Consider the following 16,753-nt stretch of genomic DNA (forward strand, 5'->3'; position numbering starts at 1 on the left):
TGGGGAGATGGGGAGATGGGGAGATGGGGAGATGGGGAGATGGGGAGATGGGGAGATGGGGAGATTGGGAGATGGGGAGATGGGAAGATGGGGAGATGGGGAGATGGGGAGATTGGAAGATGGGGAGATGGGGGGAACAATCCAAAATCCAAAATCTAAAATCCAAAATTGGAATGATGAACTATATCTGGAATTCCATCGCGGCTGCTATACTACTCATGGCGACCAAAAGCGTTACAATCGTCGCGGTGAAAATCTGCTGTATGAAGCGGAATTGTTTGCAGCAATAGCTTGTATTAGCTGTGGTGTAGATTATCCCAAAGCTGAAATTGAAGCGGCTTGGAAAAAACTTTTATTTAATCAGTTTCACGATATTTTACCAGGTTCCTCGATTCCGGAAGTCTATGAAGATGCTTTACCCGAATGGCAATATATGGAAACTACTGCGTCCAAGATATTACAGCAGTCTTTAGATACTTTAGTAAATCGAATTGATTTACCAAAATCGCCACAACCTGATAGTTTCCCCATAGTTGTTTTCAATTCTCTTAATTGGCTGCGATCGCAAGTTGTTTCTATTTCCTTACCTGCGGCTACTCAACAATGGCAGATTTACGATACTTCGGGTAATCAAATTATCTCTCAACTTGATGCCGATGCACAATTATTATTTTTAGCAAGTGATATTCCTGCGGTGGGTTATCGATTATTTTGGCTTACTCCCACTCAAGAGTCACCACCACAAAATCAACCGGAAACTATAGCGCTACAGTTTATTCTAGAAAATGAATATCTACGGGTAGTTGTTGACGAAGAAACTGGAGACTTAAGCAGCGTTTTCGACAAATTAAATCATCGAGAAATACTTTCAGCCAGCGGAAATCAACTGCAAGCATTTACAGATCAAGGTCAGTATTGGGATGCATGGAACATCGACCCCAATTATGCAGAGCATATTTTACCACCACTTAAAGTAAAATCAATCGAGTGGCAAGAAAAGGGATTATTGCAAAATCGTTTGCGGGTAGTCCGACAGTTGGGACAATCGGAGTTTATTCAAGATTATATATTGCAAGCGGCTTCTCCAATCTTGAAAATTGCCACCAAAGTTAACTGGTTAGAACGTCACGTTTTAGTAAAAGCAGCCTTTCCATTGAACTTAGAAGCAGATTTCGTTACTTATGAAATTCCTTGCGGTGCAATTCAACGCACAACCAAACCCCAAACTCCAGCAGAAAAAGCTAAATGGGAAGTTCCCGCATTACGTTGGGCTGATTTGACACAACCAGAAAACGAGAATAATTCTGCTTACGGTGTAAGTTTATTAAACGATTGCAAATACGGTTACGATGCTCAACCAAATCAATTACGTTTGAGCTTATTGAGGAGTCCAGAATGGCCGAATCCAGAAGCTGACAAAGGTTTTCATGAATTTAGCTACGGCTTGTATCCCCATGCAGGAACTTGGGAGAAAGCCCAAACAGTCAAGCGTGGATATGAATTCAATCAACCTTTAAAAGTAGTCGTTCGTGAAAAAAGTAATCCCAAAGTTTCTACACCATCATCAACTCAAACATTAAAAGACCAAGCCAGCTTTATCGATATATCAGCGCAAAACTTAATCTTAATGGCATTTAAACAAGCCGAAGATAATCCCCAACAATGGATTATGCGTTGTTACGAATGTCAAGGAGAAACAGCAGAACTTCAACTAACCAGCGACATCGGCTTAACTGTAACAAAATCTGTAGATTTATTAGAACGTCCTCTAGTAAATTCAGAACTTGCGATCGCACCGTGGAAAATCGCTAGCTTTAAAGTAGGGAATTGGTAATTGGTAATTGCGAATTGGGAATGGGTAATTGGTAATTGCGTTCGCGAAGCGTCTCCCGAAGGGAGAAATTGCGAATTGCGAATTGCGAATTGTCCCCCCATCTCCCCATCTCCCCATCTCCCCATCTCCCCCTCCCCCCATCTCCCCATCACCCCATCACCTTGTCCCCTACCTAATCCTCATGGTCTTCAAAAGGGTCTCCCAGTTCTTTACTCGGAGGACCAAAGGAAGTATAGACGGACATGACCGTAACTGTAATCAAGACAGCGGCTACAGAAATACTAAGAACTATTGCGGGTTCCATATCGGGTATATATTATGAGTACTATTCTTATACAATATTACAGATGATTAAAAAATGTTTTGGTAATTAACCTGGAATTGGACTATGGCACAAAGAACACGTTTGGGAGATATTCTCAGACCCCTGAATGCTGAGTACGGGAAAGTGGCTCCCGGCTGGGGTACTACCCCATTGATGGCTGTTTTCATGCTGTTATTTTTTGTTTTTCTGTTGATTATTTTGCAACTTTATAACAAATCAATCCTTATTCAGGGTATTAATGTGGATTGGCGAAGCTTGGGTAACTAAGTAAATATATTCTGAGATTAAATTTTAACCCGGCATCACCGGGTTTTTTGTTTGTTAATCAATGTTTGAGCATTCTCTTGAGCGATAAATCGCTAAACTACAGATGTGGATTAAAGGACGGTTGTTGAATTCATAGGAGAAAAGCAATGAATATATTTGGTATCGGTTTACCGGAAATGGCTGTAATTATGGCTGTAGCTCTGCTGGTTTTTGGTCCGAAAAAGTTACCCGAAATCGGTCGTAGTATGGGAAAAGCTATTCGCGGTTTTCAAGATGCTTCCCAAGAGTTTCAAGATGAATTTAAAAAAGAAGCTTCACAATTAGAAGAAGCTGTTAAGACTACAGCCGAACTCGAACGCAAGCAAATAAATGCAGTAGAAAAGGTAGAGGAAGTTTGAGTGTTAAAGGATGAAGAGAGATTTTTCAACTACTAATTGTTGCTTTCGTCATAAGATACATGATAGAAAATTAATCTTCATCCTCCTTTATAAGTAAGTCGGCACAAATAAAACCAACTATGTAGCAGAATGTAAATTGGCTGTCTTCGCTCCCTACTCCCTACTCCCTTGTGATGATTAGGATTTTCAAGCCGACCTACTTAATTTATAGTTATTAATAATTGATTATTTCTATGCAAGCTGCTAGTAAAAAAACTTTATTGATTCCCCAGCTAATTGTTGGTTTGGGAAATCCAGAACCTAAGTACGATAAAACGCGCCATAATATTGGTTTTGCTGCAATAGACGTTTTATCGCGTTCTTGGAAAGCATCTCTAAGCGAAAATCGTAAGTTCAAAGGTGAGTATGCTGAAACTACTGCACCGGGAGGAAAAAAGGTTCATTTGCTCAAGCCTTTAACTTACATGAATCTTTCGGGAGAATCAATAGGTGCGGTGGCTTCTTGGTACAAGTTAAAGCCAGAATCGGTATTGATTATTTATGATGACATGGATTTACCCGTGGGAAGAGTTCGCTTGCGTTTGTCTGGTTCTGCTGGGGGACACAATGGCATGAAAAGCACTATTTCTCATCTGGGTTCCAAGGATTTTCCTCGTTTACGTATTGGTATTGGTAGACCAAAAAAGCTAGAAGACAGCGAAAATGGTGGTAATATTTCCCATGTTTTAGGTAAGTTTTCTCCGGAAGAAAATGAGTTAATGTCTTCTGTTTTAGATTATGTAGTTGAATGTGTGGAATTGTGTTTGAAAAAAGGTGTTGAGAAAGCAATGAATGATTGTAATAAAAAGAATTTGAATGTACTAGATTCTAAAAAAGGGTAAACCTTCTCAAAGTGCCATTTCTGAAGTGGGGAAGTGTGCTGCGGTATGCCGTTATTATGCGGAGAAAGCTGCTGAGTTCCTAGCTGACGTTTTAGTAGAAACCGATGCTAATAAAACTTACGTTCAAAGAAAGCATTGTAGGGTGATAAGAGCCGAAGTTCGTAACGTACCAAATTATTAAAAATGTTACCAATACTTGGGTGAGGTAACTCCTTCAAGCAAGTCAACTCGCGGAAAGAGGAAGTCTAAGAAGTGATTCTTGGAATCCCCGTGCATTTACGCCGGGGAGGATGTCAAGCCTCACCTATGTTTCAGAATTCACATGGAATTGTTATATTTATGCTATGCGTTCGCTAATTAAAGGTTGATTGGTAGTGAAATTTCAAGTAATTTTCATATTCGATGCGGAATATCAAGGATATGTTGCTGAAGTTCCCGAACTTCCCGGTTGCGTGAGTCAAGGGAAGACTTTGGATGACGCGGTGGAAAATATCAAAGATGCGATTAAAGGTTATTTATACGTTCAAGAAAAGCATGGTAAACCTTATCAGAAGAAGGAATCTCAATCTTTCGTTGGGGAAGTTGTGATATAAATGTCACCCTCAACCGCTACTTGAATATCTGCCATGATTCACCTACGAATTATTCCTATGTCATTGTAAAAAAGGTTAGAAGTAATTAAGGTCAAAGGTTAAAATTCTTTTTATCTCCCCATCTCCCAATCTCCCAATCTCCCAATCTCCCCATCTCCCCATCTCCCAATCTCCCAATCTCCCCATCTCCCCATCTCCCAATCTCCCGAAGAAATTTTGTTATCTCGCAAAATTAATGAGACGTTGCAGTGCAACGTCTCTACATAGGTTATTTGGTTCGATTCTCTAGTAAGCCAATAATCTCAGTATATGCACGACCTAAGAATGTCAATTTTTAGTCTAACTTCAGTATATCTGTGTTGCTATCACGACGCTTTTGATCTTTCTCGTCAAACTTCGCGATACAAGATCCTTTTTCAACCATGACACAACTCAAGTAATCGGTTGCTTCAATTAAAGCTGCACGCAGCGCTTTCCCTACAGGGACACGCTTTGTCTCGGAGCGATCGCCGCCCAAGTTCACACCACCCAAGCTCACTCCCACATTACCACCTCCAGATTTTGAGGTAGCGCGACCCTCTACGGTTCTCGTATAAACTACTTCGCCTGTAGTGGAATCAACAACTCGCAAATCGATGGCGATATAAGCGTCCTCGGACTTTTTACCCCCGCCACCTCCAATCCTAATGCCACCAACGTTGATACCGCCGATTCTAGCTCCGGTGTTTTTTTTGGCAACTCCTTCTTCGTAGGATGTCACTTGACCCAACACAATGTACCGAGACCCTGTTAGTTGCCCTTTCTTCGCTTCGGTTCCTTGACGGACTAGCCCCAGTTCGGCTAATTCCTGTTCAGATAAAACTGCTCCGAGTTTTTGCCGCTCGACTACAGTAAACTTTCCTGTCGCATTCAATTCATTACTCAGTGCAGATGCCAAATCTCTAGCAGTGCTTCCCTGCCACCACCACCAGGCTGACTCATTTTTGAATTCTGGAACTGAAATCGTGGGTTTGGATTGTGCCAATACTGTGCTTCCAGTGCTGATGCTTAACCCCAAAGCCATGAGCGTAGCAGTAGCATTTAAAACCATTGCGCGAAAATTATGTGAGATTTTCATCGGTATAATTTCTAGAAGAAGAATACTACATTTTTTACTACGTAGAAAGAATGATTAATAAGATACATCCTTCCACTTAAACAGGATAACACTATAATTTGTCAAAAATTATGTAGATGATAATGTGCATTTTTTAACTTTATTTCTGCTGCTTATATTCGAGATATCACTTACGGACTTGTTCGGCGATAAGCAAGCAAAGCTTGATGCCTTCGGCATTACGCCATTGTCCCCCCGATAATCCCTACAATAGTTGCAATAGTCGTAACTGTTAGCTCTCTTTAGTTTTCTGCGGGTGTAGTATAGCTTCCCGAAATTCCCGAAATAGATAAAAGTGCCTCCGTAGCTGCAACCGAATCCTCACCCTCAATTGCTACTTGAATATCTGCCATGATTAACACGCAAATTATTCCTATGTCATTGTAAAAAAGGTTAGGAGTAATTAAGGTTAAAGGTCAAAGGTCAAAGGTTAAAATTCTTTTTATCTCCCCATCCCCCCATCTCCCTATCTCCCCATCCCCCCATCCCCCCATCTCCCCATCCCCCCATCTCCCCATCCCGCCATCCCCCCATCTCCCCATCATCTCATCCCAAAAGTGGTAGCTTTTAAAAAATTAATGTAAGACTATAAAGTTACCTCACACTATTTAATCGAGAGGTGAAAAAATGGCGATCGCTACGATCAATCCTGCAACAGGAGAAACTCTCAAGACTTTTGAGTCTTTGAGTGATACAGAAGTTGCCAATGCAGTAACTAAAGCCCACAAAGCTTTTCAAGATTATCGCAACACGAGTTTTGCTCAACGCGCTGAGTGGATGCACCTCGCTGCTGATATTTTAGAGTCAGATAAGGCAGATTTTGCCAAGATCATGACTTTGGAAATGGGTAAGCCTTATCGCAGTGCTGTTTCTGAAGTCGAAAAGTGCGCTACGGTATGTCGTTATTATGCGGATAAAGCGGCTGAGTTTTTAGCTGATGTTTCAGTAGAAACCGATGCTAGTAAAAGTTTTGTAAAATACCAACCTCTAGGAATAATTTTGGCGGTGATGCCGTGGAATTTCCCGTTTTGGCAGGTGTTTCGCTTTGTGGCTCCGGCGCTGATGGCTGGTAATGTCGGTTTGCTCAAACACGCTTCTAATGTGCCTCAGTGCGCGTTAGCTATTGAAAATATTATTCAGCGAGCCGGTTTTCCCCAGGGCGTTTTTCAAAGTTTATTGATCGGTTCGGACAAGGTAGCAAATTTAATCGCTGACGATCGCGTTAAGGCTGCCACTTTAACCGGAAGTGAAGGTGCGGGAGCATCTTTAGCAGCAGCAGCAGGAAAACATCTCAAGAAAACAGTCTTGGAATTGGGAGGAAGCGACCCGTTTATCGTGTTAGCAAGTGCTGACATCGCAGCCGCAGCTGTCACCGGAACTACAGCACGAATGTTGAATAACGGTCAATCTTGTATAGCAGCCAAACGCTTTATTGTTGCGGAAACGGTTGCTGACGAGTTTGAAAAACTGCTTTTAGAAAAATTTCAAGCATTGAAAATCGGCGACCCCATGCAGGAAGATACTAATATAGGTCCGCTAGCGACTCCGGATATTCTTAAAGAATTAGACGACCAGGTGCAAAACTCTCTCAATAGTGGTGCGAAAGTATTGCTGGGGGGAAAACCTTTAATAAATATGAAAGGTAATTATTATCCACCAACAATTCTGACCGATATTTCCCCGGATTCTGCTACAGCTAAAGAAGAATTTTTTGGTCCGGTAGCGATGTTATTTCGGGTCAAAGATATTGACGAAGCGATAAATATTGCTAATAACACCCCCTTCGGTTTGGGTGCGAGTGCTTGGACAACCGACACCGCAGAACAACAGCGCTTAATCTCCGAAATCGAGGCTGGGGCTGTATTTATCAACGGTTTAGTCAAATCCGACCCCCGATTACCCTTCGGTGGTACCAAACTATCCGGCTATGGAAGAGAATTAAGTATTCAAGGCATACACGAGTTTGTCAATGTTAAAACTGTGTGGGTGAAATAATTTTGGGTTTTGGATTTTGGATTTTGGATTGAAAAATAAGCCTCTGGCTTATGGTTCAAGGGATAATCTAAAATCTATAAAGTTTAGAACTATTATTTAAAATCTAAAATCCAAAACCTTCACGCTCTTTCAAGAGAATAATCCAAAATCTAAAATCTAAAATCTAAAGCAGGGGAATCACAATGGATACAGCAGAACTACTAGTCAAATGCTTGGAAAATGAAGGGGTGGAATATGTATTTGGACTCCCCGGTGAAGAGAATTTACACGTTTTGGAGGCTTTGAAGAAATCTTCAATTAAGTTTATTACTACCCGTCACGAACAAGGTGCGGCTTTTATGGCGGATGTCTACGGACGTTTGACTGGTAAGGCTGGCGTGTGTCTTTCTACACTTGGTCCCGGTGCCACTAATTTAATGACTGGGGTGGCAGATGCAAACTTGGATGGTGCGCCATTGGTAGCAATTACCGGACAGGTGGGAACCGATAGAATGCATATCGAATCTCACCAATATTTAGATTTGGTAGCAATGTTTGCGCCAGTTACTAAGTGGAATAAGCAAATTGTTCGTCCGAGTATTACCCCAGAAGTTGTCCGCAAAGCTTTCAAACGAGCGCAAAGAGAAAAGCCGGGTGCAGTACATATTGACTTACCAGAAAATATTGCCGCAATGTCCGTAGAAGGTAAGCCTTTACGTAAGGATAATGAAGAAAAAACTTATGCTTCTTTTGGAACTATTAGAGCTGCTGCTGCGGCAATTTCTCAAGCTACCAACCCGATAATTTTAGTTGGAAATGGAGCAATTCGGGCAAAAGCTAGCGATGCGGTAACTCAATTTGCTACCGACTTAAATATTCCGGCTGCCAATACTTTTATGGGTAAAGGCATAATTCCTTATACTCATCCTTTGGCTTTGTGGACAGTAGGATTGCAGCAACGAGATTTTAGTATTTGCGGTTTTGATAATACCGATCTAGTAATTGCAATTGGCTACGATTTAATTGAATTTTCGCCCAAAAAATGGAATCCTGATGGTAATATTCCGATTATTCATATTGGTTCAAAGTTAGCAGAAATCGATAGCAGCTATATTCCGGAAGTGGAAGTAGTCGGCGATATAAGTGATTCTTTAAATGAAATTTTGAAGGTAGCAAATCGACACGATAAAGCCCAACCTTACGCAATTAAACTTAGAGAAAATATTCGTGCCGATTACGAATTTCACGCTAAAGACGAAGGATTTCCCATTAAACCGCAAAAGCTAATTTACGACTTACGGCAGGTGATGGGGCCCGAAGATATTGTAATATCCGATGTCGGCGCACATAAAATGTGGGTTGCCCGTCACTATCATTGTCATAGTCCAAATACCTGTATTATTTCTAATGGTTTCGCGGCAATGGGAATTGCTATTCCTGGAGCTTTAGCAGCGAAATTAGTTCATCCCAACCGTAAAGTTGTAGCCGTTAGCGGTGACGGTGGTTTTATGATGAACTGTCAAGAATTAGAAACAGCTTTGCGAGTTGGTACACCATTTGTGACGCTGGTTTTTAATGATGGTGGCTACGGGTTGATCGAGTGGAAACAGGAAAATCAATTTGGTGAAGGTAAAGCATCTTTTATCAAATTTGGCAATCCCGACTTTGTTAAATTTGCCGAAAGTATGGGATTGAAAGGTTATCGAGTCGAATCTGCTACTGATTTCATTCCTATTCTTAAAGAAGCCCTAGCGCAAGACGTTCCAACGGTAATTGATTGTCCCGTCGATTATCGAGAAAATATGCAGTTTACCAAAAAAGCCGGAGATTTAAACTGTGCGGTTTAATCGTAGAAATTAGAAATACTACCGCAAACAATGTAGAGACGTAGCATTGCTACGTCTTTATTAAGTATGGCGATCGCAACTTTTGATTGCTGGCGATCGCGCTGCTGCAAGCAGAACGTCATCAATCTGTAAAAATCTAGCTGTACGTCTTAACTAGTAACTAGTTCCCAGTCTCCGACTGGGAACTCCTGTATGTGAGGCTCTGCCTCAAGTATATTAAGAGGCTCTGCCTAGGCTGTTGACTCTGTGCTTTTTTTTGCACTAAAAGTTCATACAGTTTTTTTGTTGAATTTTGACGGTCGGCAGAGCCGACTGTCATGGGTTCCCAGGCTCAGCCTGGGAACCAGTTATTAACTAGTAACTAGTTCCCAGTCTCCGACTGGGAACTCCTGTATGTGAGGCTCTGCCTCAAGTATATTAAGAGGCTCTGCCTAGGCTGTTGACTCTGTGCTTTTTTTTGCACTAAAAGTTCATACAGTTTTTTTGTTGGCTTTTGACGGTCGGCAGAGCCGACTGTCATGGGTTCCCAGGCTCAGCCTGGGAACCAGTTAACCAGTTATAAATTCTATCAAAATCAACAGCCTAGGCAGAGCCTCTCGACAAGGGTTCCCAGACACAGCCTGGGAACAAAAAAATAAAGCTAGTACGTTTGTAGCGCACCCTATAAGATTCTATTAACAATTACGCCAAAATGTATTTATTCACTCTTGAAAATAACCTCTACAAATAGTTTTCTAAGAATGTAGCGAAAAAAGGTTATTATATCCAATGGATGAAAAGCGTCTCCAGATTTATTTCGATATTATAAATCAGCTACTTATAACCGCGAGCAGCGAACAAGCAGAACCGAAAAATTTAGATGCTGACCCCGAATATGTTGATGCTGGGTTAGTAGAAACAATGATGCAAGTAGCTCAGGGCTTTTCTGAGGAAGGGAATCAAGATACTGCTGATTTTTTGACTACCGTTGCAACTCAGTTAGGTGATGCTCTGGGATTACCAATAACAAATTCGAGTGTAAAAAATCAAGCTGACTTATTAATTCAAGCGTTATTAGCTACCGAAGAAACCGAAGGCAACCCGGAAGTCGTGTATCCTTTGCTGCACAATAATATTGAGTTGCTCGATGATAAATTCGCTGAAGTTTTGCGAAATTGGGTAGTAGATGCCATTTCTCAGTCGAGTTCCGAACAAGCAGAAGACATCGCTGCAACTATTGGTATTTTCAGTAGCTTGATGCATGAATTCCCTTTAGGTAAGCGTGTCAATAATCTAGAAATTGCGATCGCGGGTTATGAAACCATAAGTTCTGTATTTACTTCTGCCAATTATCCCGAACAATGGGCAGCAACTCAATATAATTTAGGAAATGCTTATGGCGATCGCATTAACGGGAAAAAAGCCGAGAATGTCGAAAAGGCAATTGATTGCTATCAATCTGCATTACAAGTTCACACCCGCGAAACATATCCCTACGAATGGGCAATGATTCATAATAATTTAGGTAGTGCTTACAGTAATAGAGTTGAGTCAGATAAGACGGAAAATCTTAACAAAGCTATTCATCATTACGAAACTGCATTGCAAGTTCATACCAAACAAGCATATCCTGATGAATGGAAAATGACTCAAACTAATCTGGCAGCAGCTTATCTAGAAAAAGGGAATAAAAGTTAGGAGTTAGGAGTTAGAAATTAGGAGTTAGGAGTTAGGAGTTAGGAGTTATAAAAAACCTTCTTTCGGCTTCTTATGAGAGGACAATCTAAAATTTAAAATCTAAAATCTAAAATCCATTGACGCGAAAGCGTCTATCCAAAATTTAAAAACTCCCTATTCCCTTTTATTAAATATGAAAAAAGTATTATTCCTGTGTACGGGTAACTATTACCGCAGTCGTTTTGCTGAAAAATTATTTAATGATTTAGCTACTCAAAAAGGTCTAGATTGGCAAGCTGATTCCCGTGGTTTAGCACTCGAACGCGGTACTAATAATGTTGGGGCAATTTCCCATTATGCGGTTGCGGCTCTCAAAGAACGCGGAATTAATCTATTAGTAGAAGAACGTTTTCCTCAATCTGCAATTGAACAAGATTTCCAGCAATTTGATTTAATAATTGCCGTTGATGAATCGGAACATCGTCCTTTAATGCAGCAGCGTTTTCTTCCGTGGATAGATAATATTCAATATTGGTTGATCCACGATATTGATAAAACTTCTCCTCAAGAAGCTTTGGGGGAATTGGAGAAAAATGTACGAGAATTAATTGAAAATTTAAGACTTAATAATTGAAAAACATTTTCTCTCTATATTTATATATGTCCGGTGCAGTACCGACAGATGATTAAAGTCAGGTGTACTGTTTAGATGAGTATTAAAATAAATTAGCGGTAATCAACCGTTAATTATCTTTACTTGTATACTCAAAACCTTTTAACATTTGGTTAAGATTTTAACTTAATATAGCGGTTTTCGTTCGGGTCTAATACACTTTGAAACCTCACCCCGCCGACCGCACCCCTCTCCTTAGTAAGGAGAGGGGAAGGGGGTGAGGTCAATTTTGTATTCTATTCAACTAAAAATCGCTATATTTGAAATCCTATCCTGATGCAGTCGGTTTTTTAACCAACTACTCAATCAAGGATAGCTAATATGTATTACACATTAGAGAATCAACTACTTGCGGCTTTATCAGATTCAGAATATCAGCATCTAGCTCCTCATTTAGAAGAAATTTCGCTCGCTGCCGCCGAAATCCTCTACAAACCAGGAGAAAATATAGAATTTGTTTATTTTCCCCTGAATGCAATGATTTCTTTTACTTCGAGTCTAGATGAACGTTTAACAATCGAAGTTGCTTTAGTAGGTAATGAAGGAATGGTCGGTCTTCCCGTTTTTTGGGGAGGAGATTCTACTATTAACACAGCCATAGTGCAAATTAAAGGCAATACCATGAAATTGGCTGCCGATGTACTTAGAAGTGAGTGCGTTCAAAATAAAACATTACGAAACTTATTGCTAATCTACACGCAATCACTATTTACTCAGGTTTCGCAGAATGGCGTATGTAGAGCCAATCATACTATAGAAAAGCAACTCGCTCGTTGGCTGCTGTCCGTCCAAGACTGCATACAGCTTGACGAATTTGTGCTAACTCAGGAATTTATCTCTCAAATGCTGGGAGTCCGTCGTGCTGGAGTTTCGGAAGCATCTACTGCTCTTCAAAAAATGGGACTAATTCGTTACAGTCGCGGTCGGATTGAAATTCTTGATCGAATTGCCTTAGAGTCAGCTTCTTGCTCTTGCTACCACATCATCAAAAACGAGTTGATTCGCTTACTGGATAGCCGGTAAACTCTTGAATCGATAAATTTGGGATACAACGCGAATTTTGCCACAAGGAACCAAAACTTGGCAAGTTTCGCATTAATTTATTTATTGATGTTAGGACTTACGCAAGCCCCCCTTCCCAAGGGGGGTTGGGGGGATCAAAATTCTCTGGAACACTATATTTCCCGTTGTTGTTGCGTAAGTCCTAGATGTAATAAAAAACTTTTTTTTAATTTAAATATTCTGATTTTAATCTTCACATTTAAGATAGCTAAGACTCACTTTTTTTATAACAAATATTAATTATTATTTAATTCTCCATAAAAACATAATTTTAGCGGAAATATTAGAAGATTATTTGTCAAAGATGCCTATATAGCAAGCATTCTAAGTTTATAAATAAAATCATATTTTTTATAGCAATTTATAAATAGGACAATAATTATTAATTAAAAAATGGCGTGTATGCACGTTAAAGTACATACAGATATAATATATAAATATAGGATAAATAAATATTTTTGTTGTGTTTAACCTTTTGCTGTTGAAAGCGAATTAAATGTTTTTTGAGGTTTTGCATTTATAGAAGACAAATTTTACCTAAAGCGGCAAATTTACCCACGTTCATAGTGGGAGCGAGAATACACATAATTATTTAGTTCAATCATAAAGAAATAGAACAGCAAATACAGAATGTTTGCTTAAAATTGAGATTTTTTTTGTGTAGCCAGTATTTACTTGTAATAAGGAAAACATATAGATGTCCGAATTAAATCGTGAATACACACAGAAGAACAAACTGTTAGCCGCTTTATCAGAATCGCAATACCAGCGGCTTGCTCCTAATCTAAAACAAGTGTCTTTACTCTCCGGTCAAATTCTTTACGAAGCGGAAGAACCGATACAATTCATTTACTTTCCGGTGAGTGCAATGATTTCTGACGTTTATATAATGGAGAACGGCTTGACAACCGAAGTCGCCTTAGTGGGTAATGAAGGAATGGTTGGTCTTCCCGTTTTTTGGGGAGGAAATTCCTCCGTTAGCACCATTCAAGCGCAAGTTAGCGGTAATGCGATCGCCTTAGATGCGGGTGTATTTAAAAACGAGTGCAGCAAGCACGGTGAACTAACAAAACTATTACTACTCTACACTCAAGCCATATTTACTCAGATTTCGCTAAATGTTGCCTGCAATAGCCACCACGCGATTGAGCAACGACTTGCTCGGTGGCTGCTTTCCGTCCAAGACTCCATGCAGCAAGAGGATATAGCGCTGACTCAGGAATTTATCTCCTATATGCTAGGAGTCCGTCGTGCTGGTGTGTCTGTAGCAGCTGGCATTCTTCAAGAGCGCGGCACAATTCACTACGTTCGCGGTCATATTACAATCTGCGATCGCCATGCTTTAGAAACAACTGCTTGCGAGTGCTACAAGATAATTAAAGAGGACTACTCGCGCTTACTTGGTGTATTTCAGAATTAGATAATACTAAAGTTGCTTTTTTTGTCGCTTTATGTATCCGTTAGCGTATAGACAGGAGTCGGCAAACAAATCTATTGTTTTTAATATATTGGTTTGTGTTCCCTGTTTGAAATATATTCTGTACGGAATTATCAGGCGATCGTCTAAAAAGAACATAAATTTAAACATAAAAAAAGCGGGCTTCTCGATTATTTTGCAAAATTTAAAAACCTCGCTCCATATACTTGCTATTGGAAAAAAGGTATTACTACCCAGAACGAGCGACAAATTAATTATTACCACTTCAAAAAAAAGGTGATATGGAATCTTTTCAAAATACTTTAGAACTAGCATGGTGGGTAGTAATAAAAACCGAACAGCCCTCATGTACTTATTACTTCGGTCCTTTTGATAGCACTTGCGAAGCTCAACTTTATCAAAGTGATTATATTGAAGATTTAGTTGCAGAAAAACCCCAGGAAATTTATGTTGAAACTAGATATTGCCTACCAAACTTTCTAACTTTATGCAAAGAAGAATATCTTCAAACAATATAGGTTCAAGGTGATATCTGTTAAATCATCGCTCAACAAAATTAGCTGTAAAAACCATGTTGAACCAACAAAACAAAAAGTTATTCCGGGAAAAAGACCAAAGTCTATCGCTTATTGACTCCTTTGCAGTAAATCATAAATTTGGCGAAGCGATAACAAATCATCCTAGTGTTTTAGTGATTGTGCAAGACCGATTGGGGCAAATAGTTTGCTTTAATCAAGCTTGCGAAAGCATAGTTGGCTCTACTCTCGATCAAGTCAAAGGTAAATTTGTCTGGGATTTATGTATGATTCCAGAACAAGTAGAAATGAGCCAAGCTGTTTTTCAACAAGTTTTGTCGGGCAAATATCCGGTTAAAAACGACAACTACCTGGTAGATAAAAACGGGAATTCTTATTTAATTTCTTGGTTTAATACAGCTTTAACCGATAGTTCTACTCGTGTTGAGTATGTTATCAGCGTTGGTTTTCATGTCACCCCGAATTTTCCGACGCTTGACACGGGACAATCTGAATGGAACAGTCAGAAATTTCGCGCTGTCTTCGATGAATCTTCAGAGTTTATGGCTTTATTGCAGCCAAATGGTCAGTTCATTGAAGCAAATCAAGCTCTTTTAGACTTTGCCAATTTGAGGCTGCTTGATATTGCGGGTAAATACCTGTGGAAAATGGACTGGTGGAAATCTGGAGATAAAACTCAAGCACAACTCAAGGACATAGTTTTACAAGCTCTAAAAGGTGAATCTGTTCGCTGCGAAATGGAATTGTTAGGAAATGACAAAAGTGAGAGAACCATCGACTTTTCTCTTAAGCCCTTTAGAAATGAAATCGGAAAAGTCGTAATGCTGCGGCTTGAAGGTCGGGATATCACCGAAAAAAAGCAGCTAGAAGCCCAAGTTTTTCACCTCCAACGTCTCGAAAGTATTGCAATGCTTGCTAGCGGTATTGTCCACGACATTAACAATATCTTGACACCAGTTCTAGGAATAGCTCATCTTTTAAAGCATAGCTACAGAAATGCTGATGTGAAGACACACAAGTTACTGGATATACTCGAAACTAATGTAAAAAACGGTGCCAAACTAGTAGAACAGGTGCTGTCATACTCGCGGCCTGTCCGAGGAAAGCGCACGGAAATACAGGTCGGAAAGCTAATTTCGGAAGTTAAAGATTTTGCTCAAAGTAGCTTTCCTGAATCGATTCAAATACATACACATATACCGCCAAATTTGTGGCTAATAAGAGGAGATGTCACGCAACTACATCAGGTTGTAATGAACCTTTGCATTAATGCACGGGATGCAATGCCAAAAGGGGGAGCGCTGAGTATATCGGTTGATAATCTCTTTCTCGATGAAAACTATGTTCGGATTTGCCCTGATGCCAAAACTGGAGCCTATATTGAAATTACCGTTCTAGATGTGGGCAACGGTATTCATCCGGAAATATTAGACCAAATTTTTGAACCATTTTTTACAACAAAATTAGATGGCGGTACGGGGTTAGGGCTTTCAACCGTTAAAACCATTGTCAAAAACCACGGTGGTTTTATTCATGTATACAGCAAACCACAAGAAGAAACTATATTCAAAATTTACCTTCCGGCTTTGCAGCAACCAGATATTCAAGCGTTAAGAGAAACGCTACCTACTGGGAATGGGGAACTAATTCTGATTGTCGATGACGAACCCACCATTTGCAATATTACTAAAACCACCTTAGAAACATATGGTTATCGAGCGCTAGTTGCCACCGATGGATTTGAGGCGATCGCCCTTTATGCTCAACACAAGCATGAAATAAAGACCGTATTGATGGACATAACAATGCCATTAATCAATAGTGAAAATGCAATCTATATGTTGCGAAAAATGAACCCGCAAATTCAAACTATTGCCCTAAGCGGATTTAATTGTGTCAGTCAGAGAGTTATAGCGATAGAAAACGGCGTTCAAGCATTTTTACCAAAGCCCTACACCACAGAAAGATTATTACAAACTGTTCACCAAGTAATACATGGAGAAGAGGAGTGAGTATAATTCGTAATTCGTAATTCGTAATTAATGCCCCATAAATTAAATTTAGGGGCTTCGGTAGAGTCATTACCACGGATAAATCCGTTAATTAGCCCACG

Annotated in this window: 16 protein-coding genes; 13 read left to right on the forward strand and 3 right to left on the reverse strand. The window is 40.0% G+C overall.

Annotation, left to right across the window (positions count from 1 at the left end; all coding sequences use genetic code 11):
- On the forward strand, positions 1-1,834 hold a 1,834-nt coding region (locus VB797_RS11275; RefSeq protein WP_323237771.1), incomplete at its 5' end, for an alpha-mannosidase.
- Between the two features lie 172 nt (positions 1,835-2,006).
- On the opposite strand, the gene psbN is transcribed toward VB797_RS11275, so the two are convergent.
- Positions 2,007-2,138, reverse strand: a complete 132-nt coding sequence (gene psbN, locus VB797_RS11280; RefSeq protein WP_193923343.1) for a photosystem II reaction center protein PsbN — start codon at positions 2,136-2,138, stop codon at positions 2,007-2,009.
- Positions 2,139-2,222: 84 nt separating this feature from the next.
- On the opposite strand from psbN, the gene psbH reads away from it, so the two are divergent.
- The 4 genes from psbH to VB797_RS11300 all read left to right on the forward strand — a co-directional run bounded on the left by psbH (position 2,223) and on the right by VB797_RS11300 (position 4,298).
- Positions 2,223-2,426, forward strand: a complete 204-nt coding sequence (gene psbH, locus VB797_RS11285) for a photosystem II reaction center phosphoprotein PsbH (RefSeq protein WP_323237772.1) — start codon at positions 2,223-2,225, stop codon at positions 2,424-2,426.
- 146 nt (positions 2,427-2,572) lie between these two features.
- Positions 2,573-2,824: a TatA/E family twin arginine-targeting protein translocase gene (locus tag VB797_RS11290; protein ID WP_323237773.1), complete on the forward strand. Its 252-nt coding sequence runs from the start codon at positions 2,573-2,575 to the stop codon at positions 2,822-2,824.
- A gap of 233 nt (positions 2,825-3,057) precedes the next feature.
- A complete protein-coding gene (gene pth / locus VB797_RS11295; RefSeq protein ID WP_323237774.1) occupies positions 3,058-3,705 on the forward strand; it encodes an aminoacyl-tRNA hydrolase in 648 nt (215 codons plus the stop codon).
- 374 nt (positions 3,706-4,079) lie between these two features.
- On the forward strand, positions 4,080-4,298 hold the full coding sequence (locus VB797_RS11300) for a type II toxin-antitoxin system HicB family antitoxin (RefSeq protein WP_323237775.1): 219 nt from the start codon (positions 4,080-4,082) through the stop codon (positions 4,296-4,298).
- Between the two features lie 334 nt (positions 4,299-4,632).
- Here the strand turns inward: VB797_RS11300 and VB797_RS11305 are convergent, their stop codons facing one another.
- Positions 4,633-5,415 carry a CsgG/HfaB family protein gene (locus VB797_RS11305; RefSeq protein ID WP_323237776.1) on the reverse strand — a complete coding sequence of 261 codons (783 nt, stop codon included), beginning with the start codon at positions 5,413-5,415 and terminating at the stop codon, positions 4,633-4,635.
- A 666-nt stretch (positions 5,416-6,081) separates the two neighbouring features.
- On the opposite strand from VB797_RS11305, the gene VB797_RS11310 reads away from it, so the two are divergent.
- Complete coding sequence (locus VB797_RS11310) at positions 6,082-7,449, forward strand: NAD-dependent succinate-semialdehyde dehydrogenase (RefSeq protein WP_323237777.1); 1,368 nt, start codon at positions 6,082-6,084, stop codon at positions 7,447-7,449.
- A gap of 182 nt (positions 7,450-7,631) precedes the next feature.
- The gene (locus tag VB797_RS11315) at positions 7,632-9,275 is read left to right on the forward strand and encodes an acetolactate synthase large subunit (protein ID WP_323237778.1); all 1,644 of its coding nucleotides are present in this window, start codon (positions 7,632-7,634) and stop codon (positions 9,273-9,275) included.
- Here VB797_RS11315 and VB797_RS11320 read toward each other — a convergent pair.
- The gene (locus tag VB797_RS11320; RefSeq protein WP_323237779.1) at positions 9,272-9,397 is read right to left on the reverse strand and encodes a hypothetical protein; all 126 of its coding nucleotides are present in this window, start codon (positions 9,395-9,397) and stop codon (positions 9,272-9,274) included. The genes VB797_RS11315 and VB797_RS11320 overlap by 4 nt on opposite strands.
- Positions 9,398-10,043: 646 nt before the next feature.
- On the opposite strand from VB797_RS11320, the gene VB797_RS11325 reads away from it, so the two are divergent.
- The 6 genes from VB797_RS11325 (at position 10,044) to VB797_RS11350 (ending at position 16,652) form a co-directional block, all read left to right on the forward strand.
- Complete coding sequence (locus VB797_RS11325) at positions 10,044-10,952, forward strand: tetratricopeptide repeat protein (RefSeq protein WP_323237780.1); 909 nt, start codon at positions 10,044-10,046, stop codon at positions 10,950-10,952.
- A gap of 172 nt (positions 10,953-11,124) precedes the next feature.
- On the forward strand, positions 11,125-11,565 hold the full coding sequence (locus tag VB797_RS11330) for a low molecular weight phosphatase family protein (RefSeq protein WP_323237781.1): 441 nt from the start codon (positions 11,125-11,127) through the stop codon (positions 11,563-11,565).
- 360 nt (positions 11,566-11,925) lie between these two features.
- A complete protein-coding gene (locus VB797_RS11335) occupies positions 11,926-12,627 on the forward strand; it encodes a Crp/Fnr family transcriptional regulator (protein ID WP_323237782.1) in 702 nt (233 codons plus the stop codon).
- Between the two features lie 736 nt (positions 12,628-13,363).
- Positions 13,364-14,086: a Crp/Fnr family transcriptional regulator gene (locus VB797_RS11340; protein WP_323237783.1), complete on the forward strand. Its 723-nt coding sequence runs from the start codon at positions 13,364-13,366 to the stop codon at positions 14,084-14,086.
- 299 nt (positions 14,087-14,385) lie between these two features.
- Complete coding sequence (locus VB797_RS11345) at positions 14,386-14,622, forward strand: DUF1816 domain-containing protein (protein WP_323237784.1); 237 nt, start codon at positions 14,386-14,388, stop codon at positions 14,620-14,622.
- A gap of 53 nt (positions 14,623-14,675) precedes the next feature.
- Positions 14,676-16,652, forward strand: coding sequence for an ATP-binding protein (locus VB797_RS11350; protein WP_323237785.1), 1,977 nt, complete (start codon positions 14,676-14,678; stop codon positions 16,650-16,652).
- The last annotated feature ends 101 nt before the right edge of the window (positions 16,653-16,753 follow it).

Origin of the sequence: Rivularia sp. UHCC 0363, from assembly GCF_034931125.1 — a bacterium.
In the GTDB taxonomy this organism is placed as follows: Bacteria; Cyanobacteriota; Cyanobacteriia; order Cyanobacteriales; family Nostocaceae; genus Rivularia.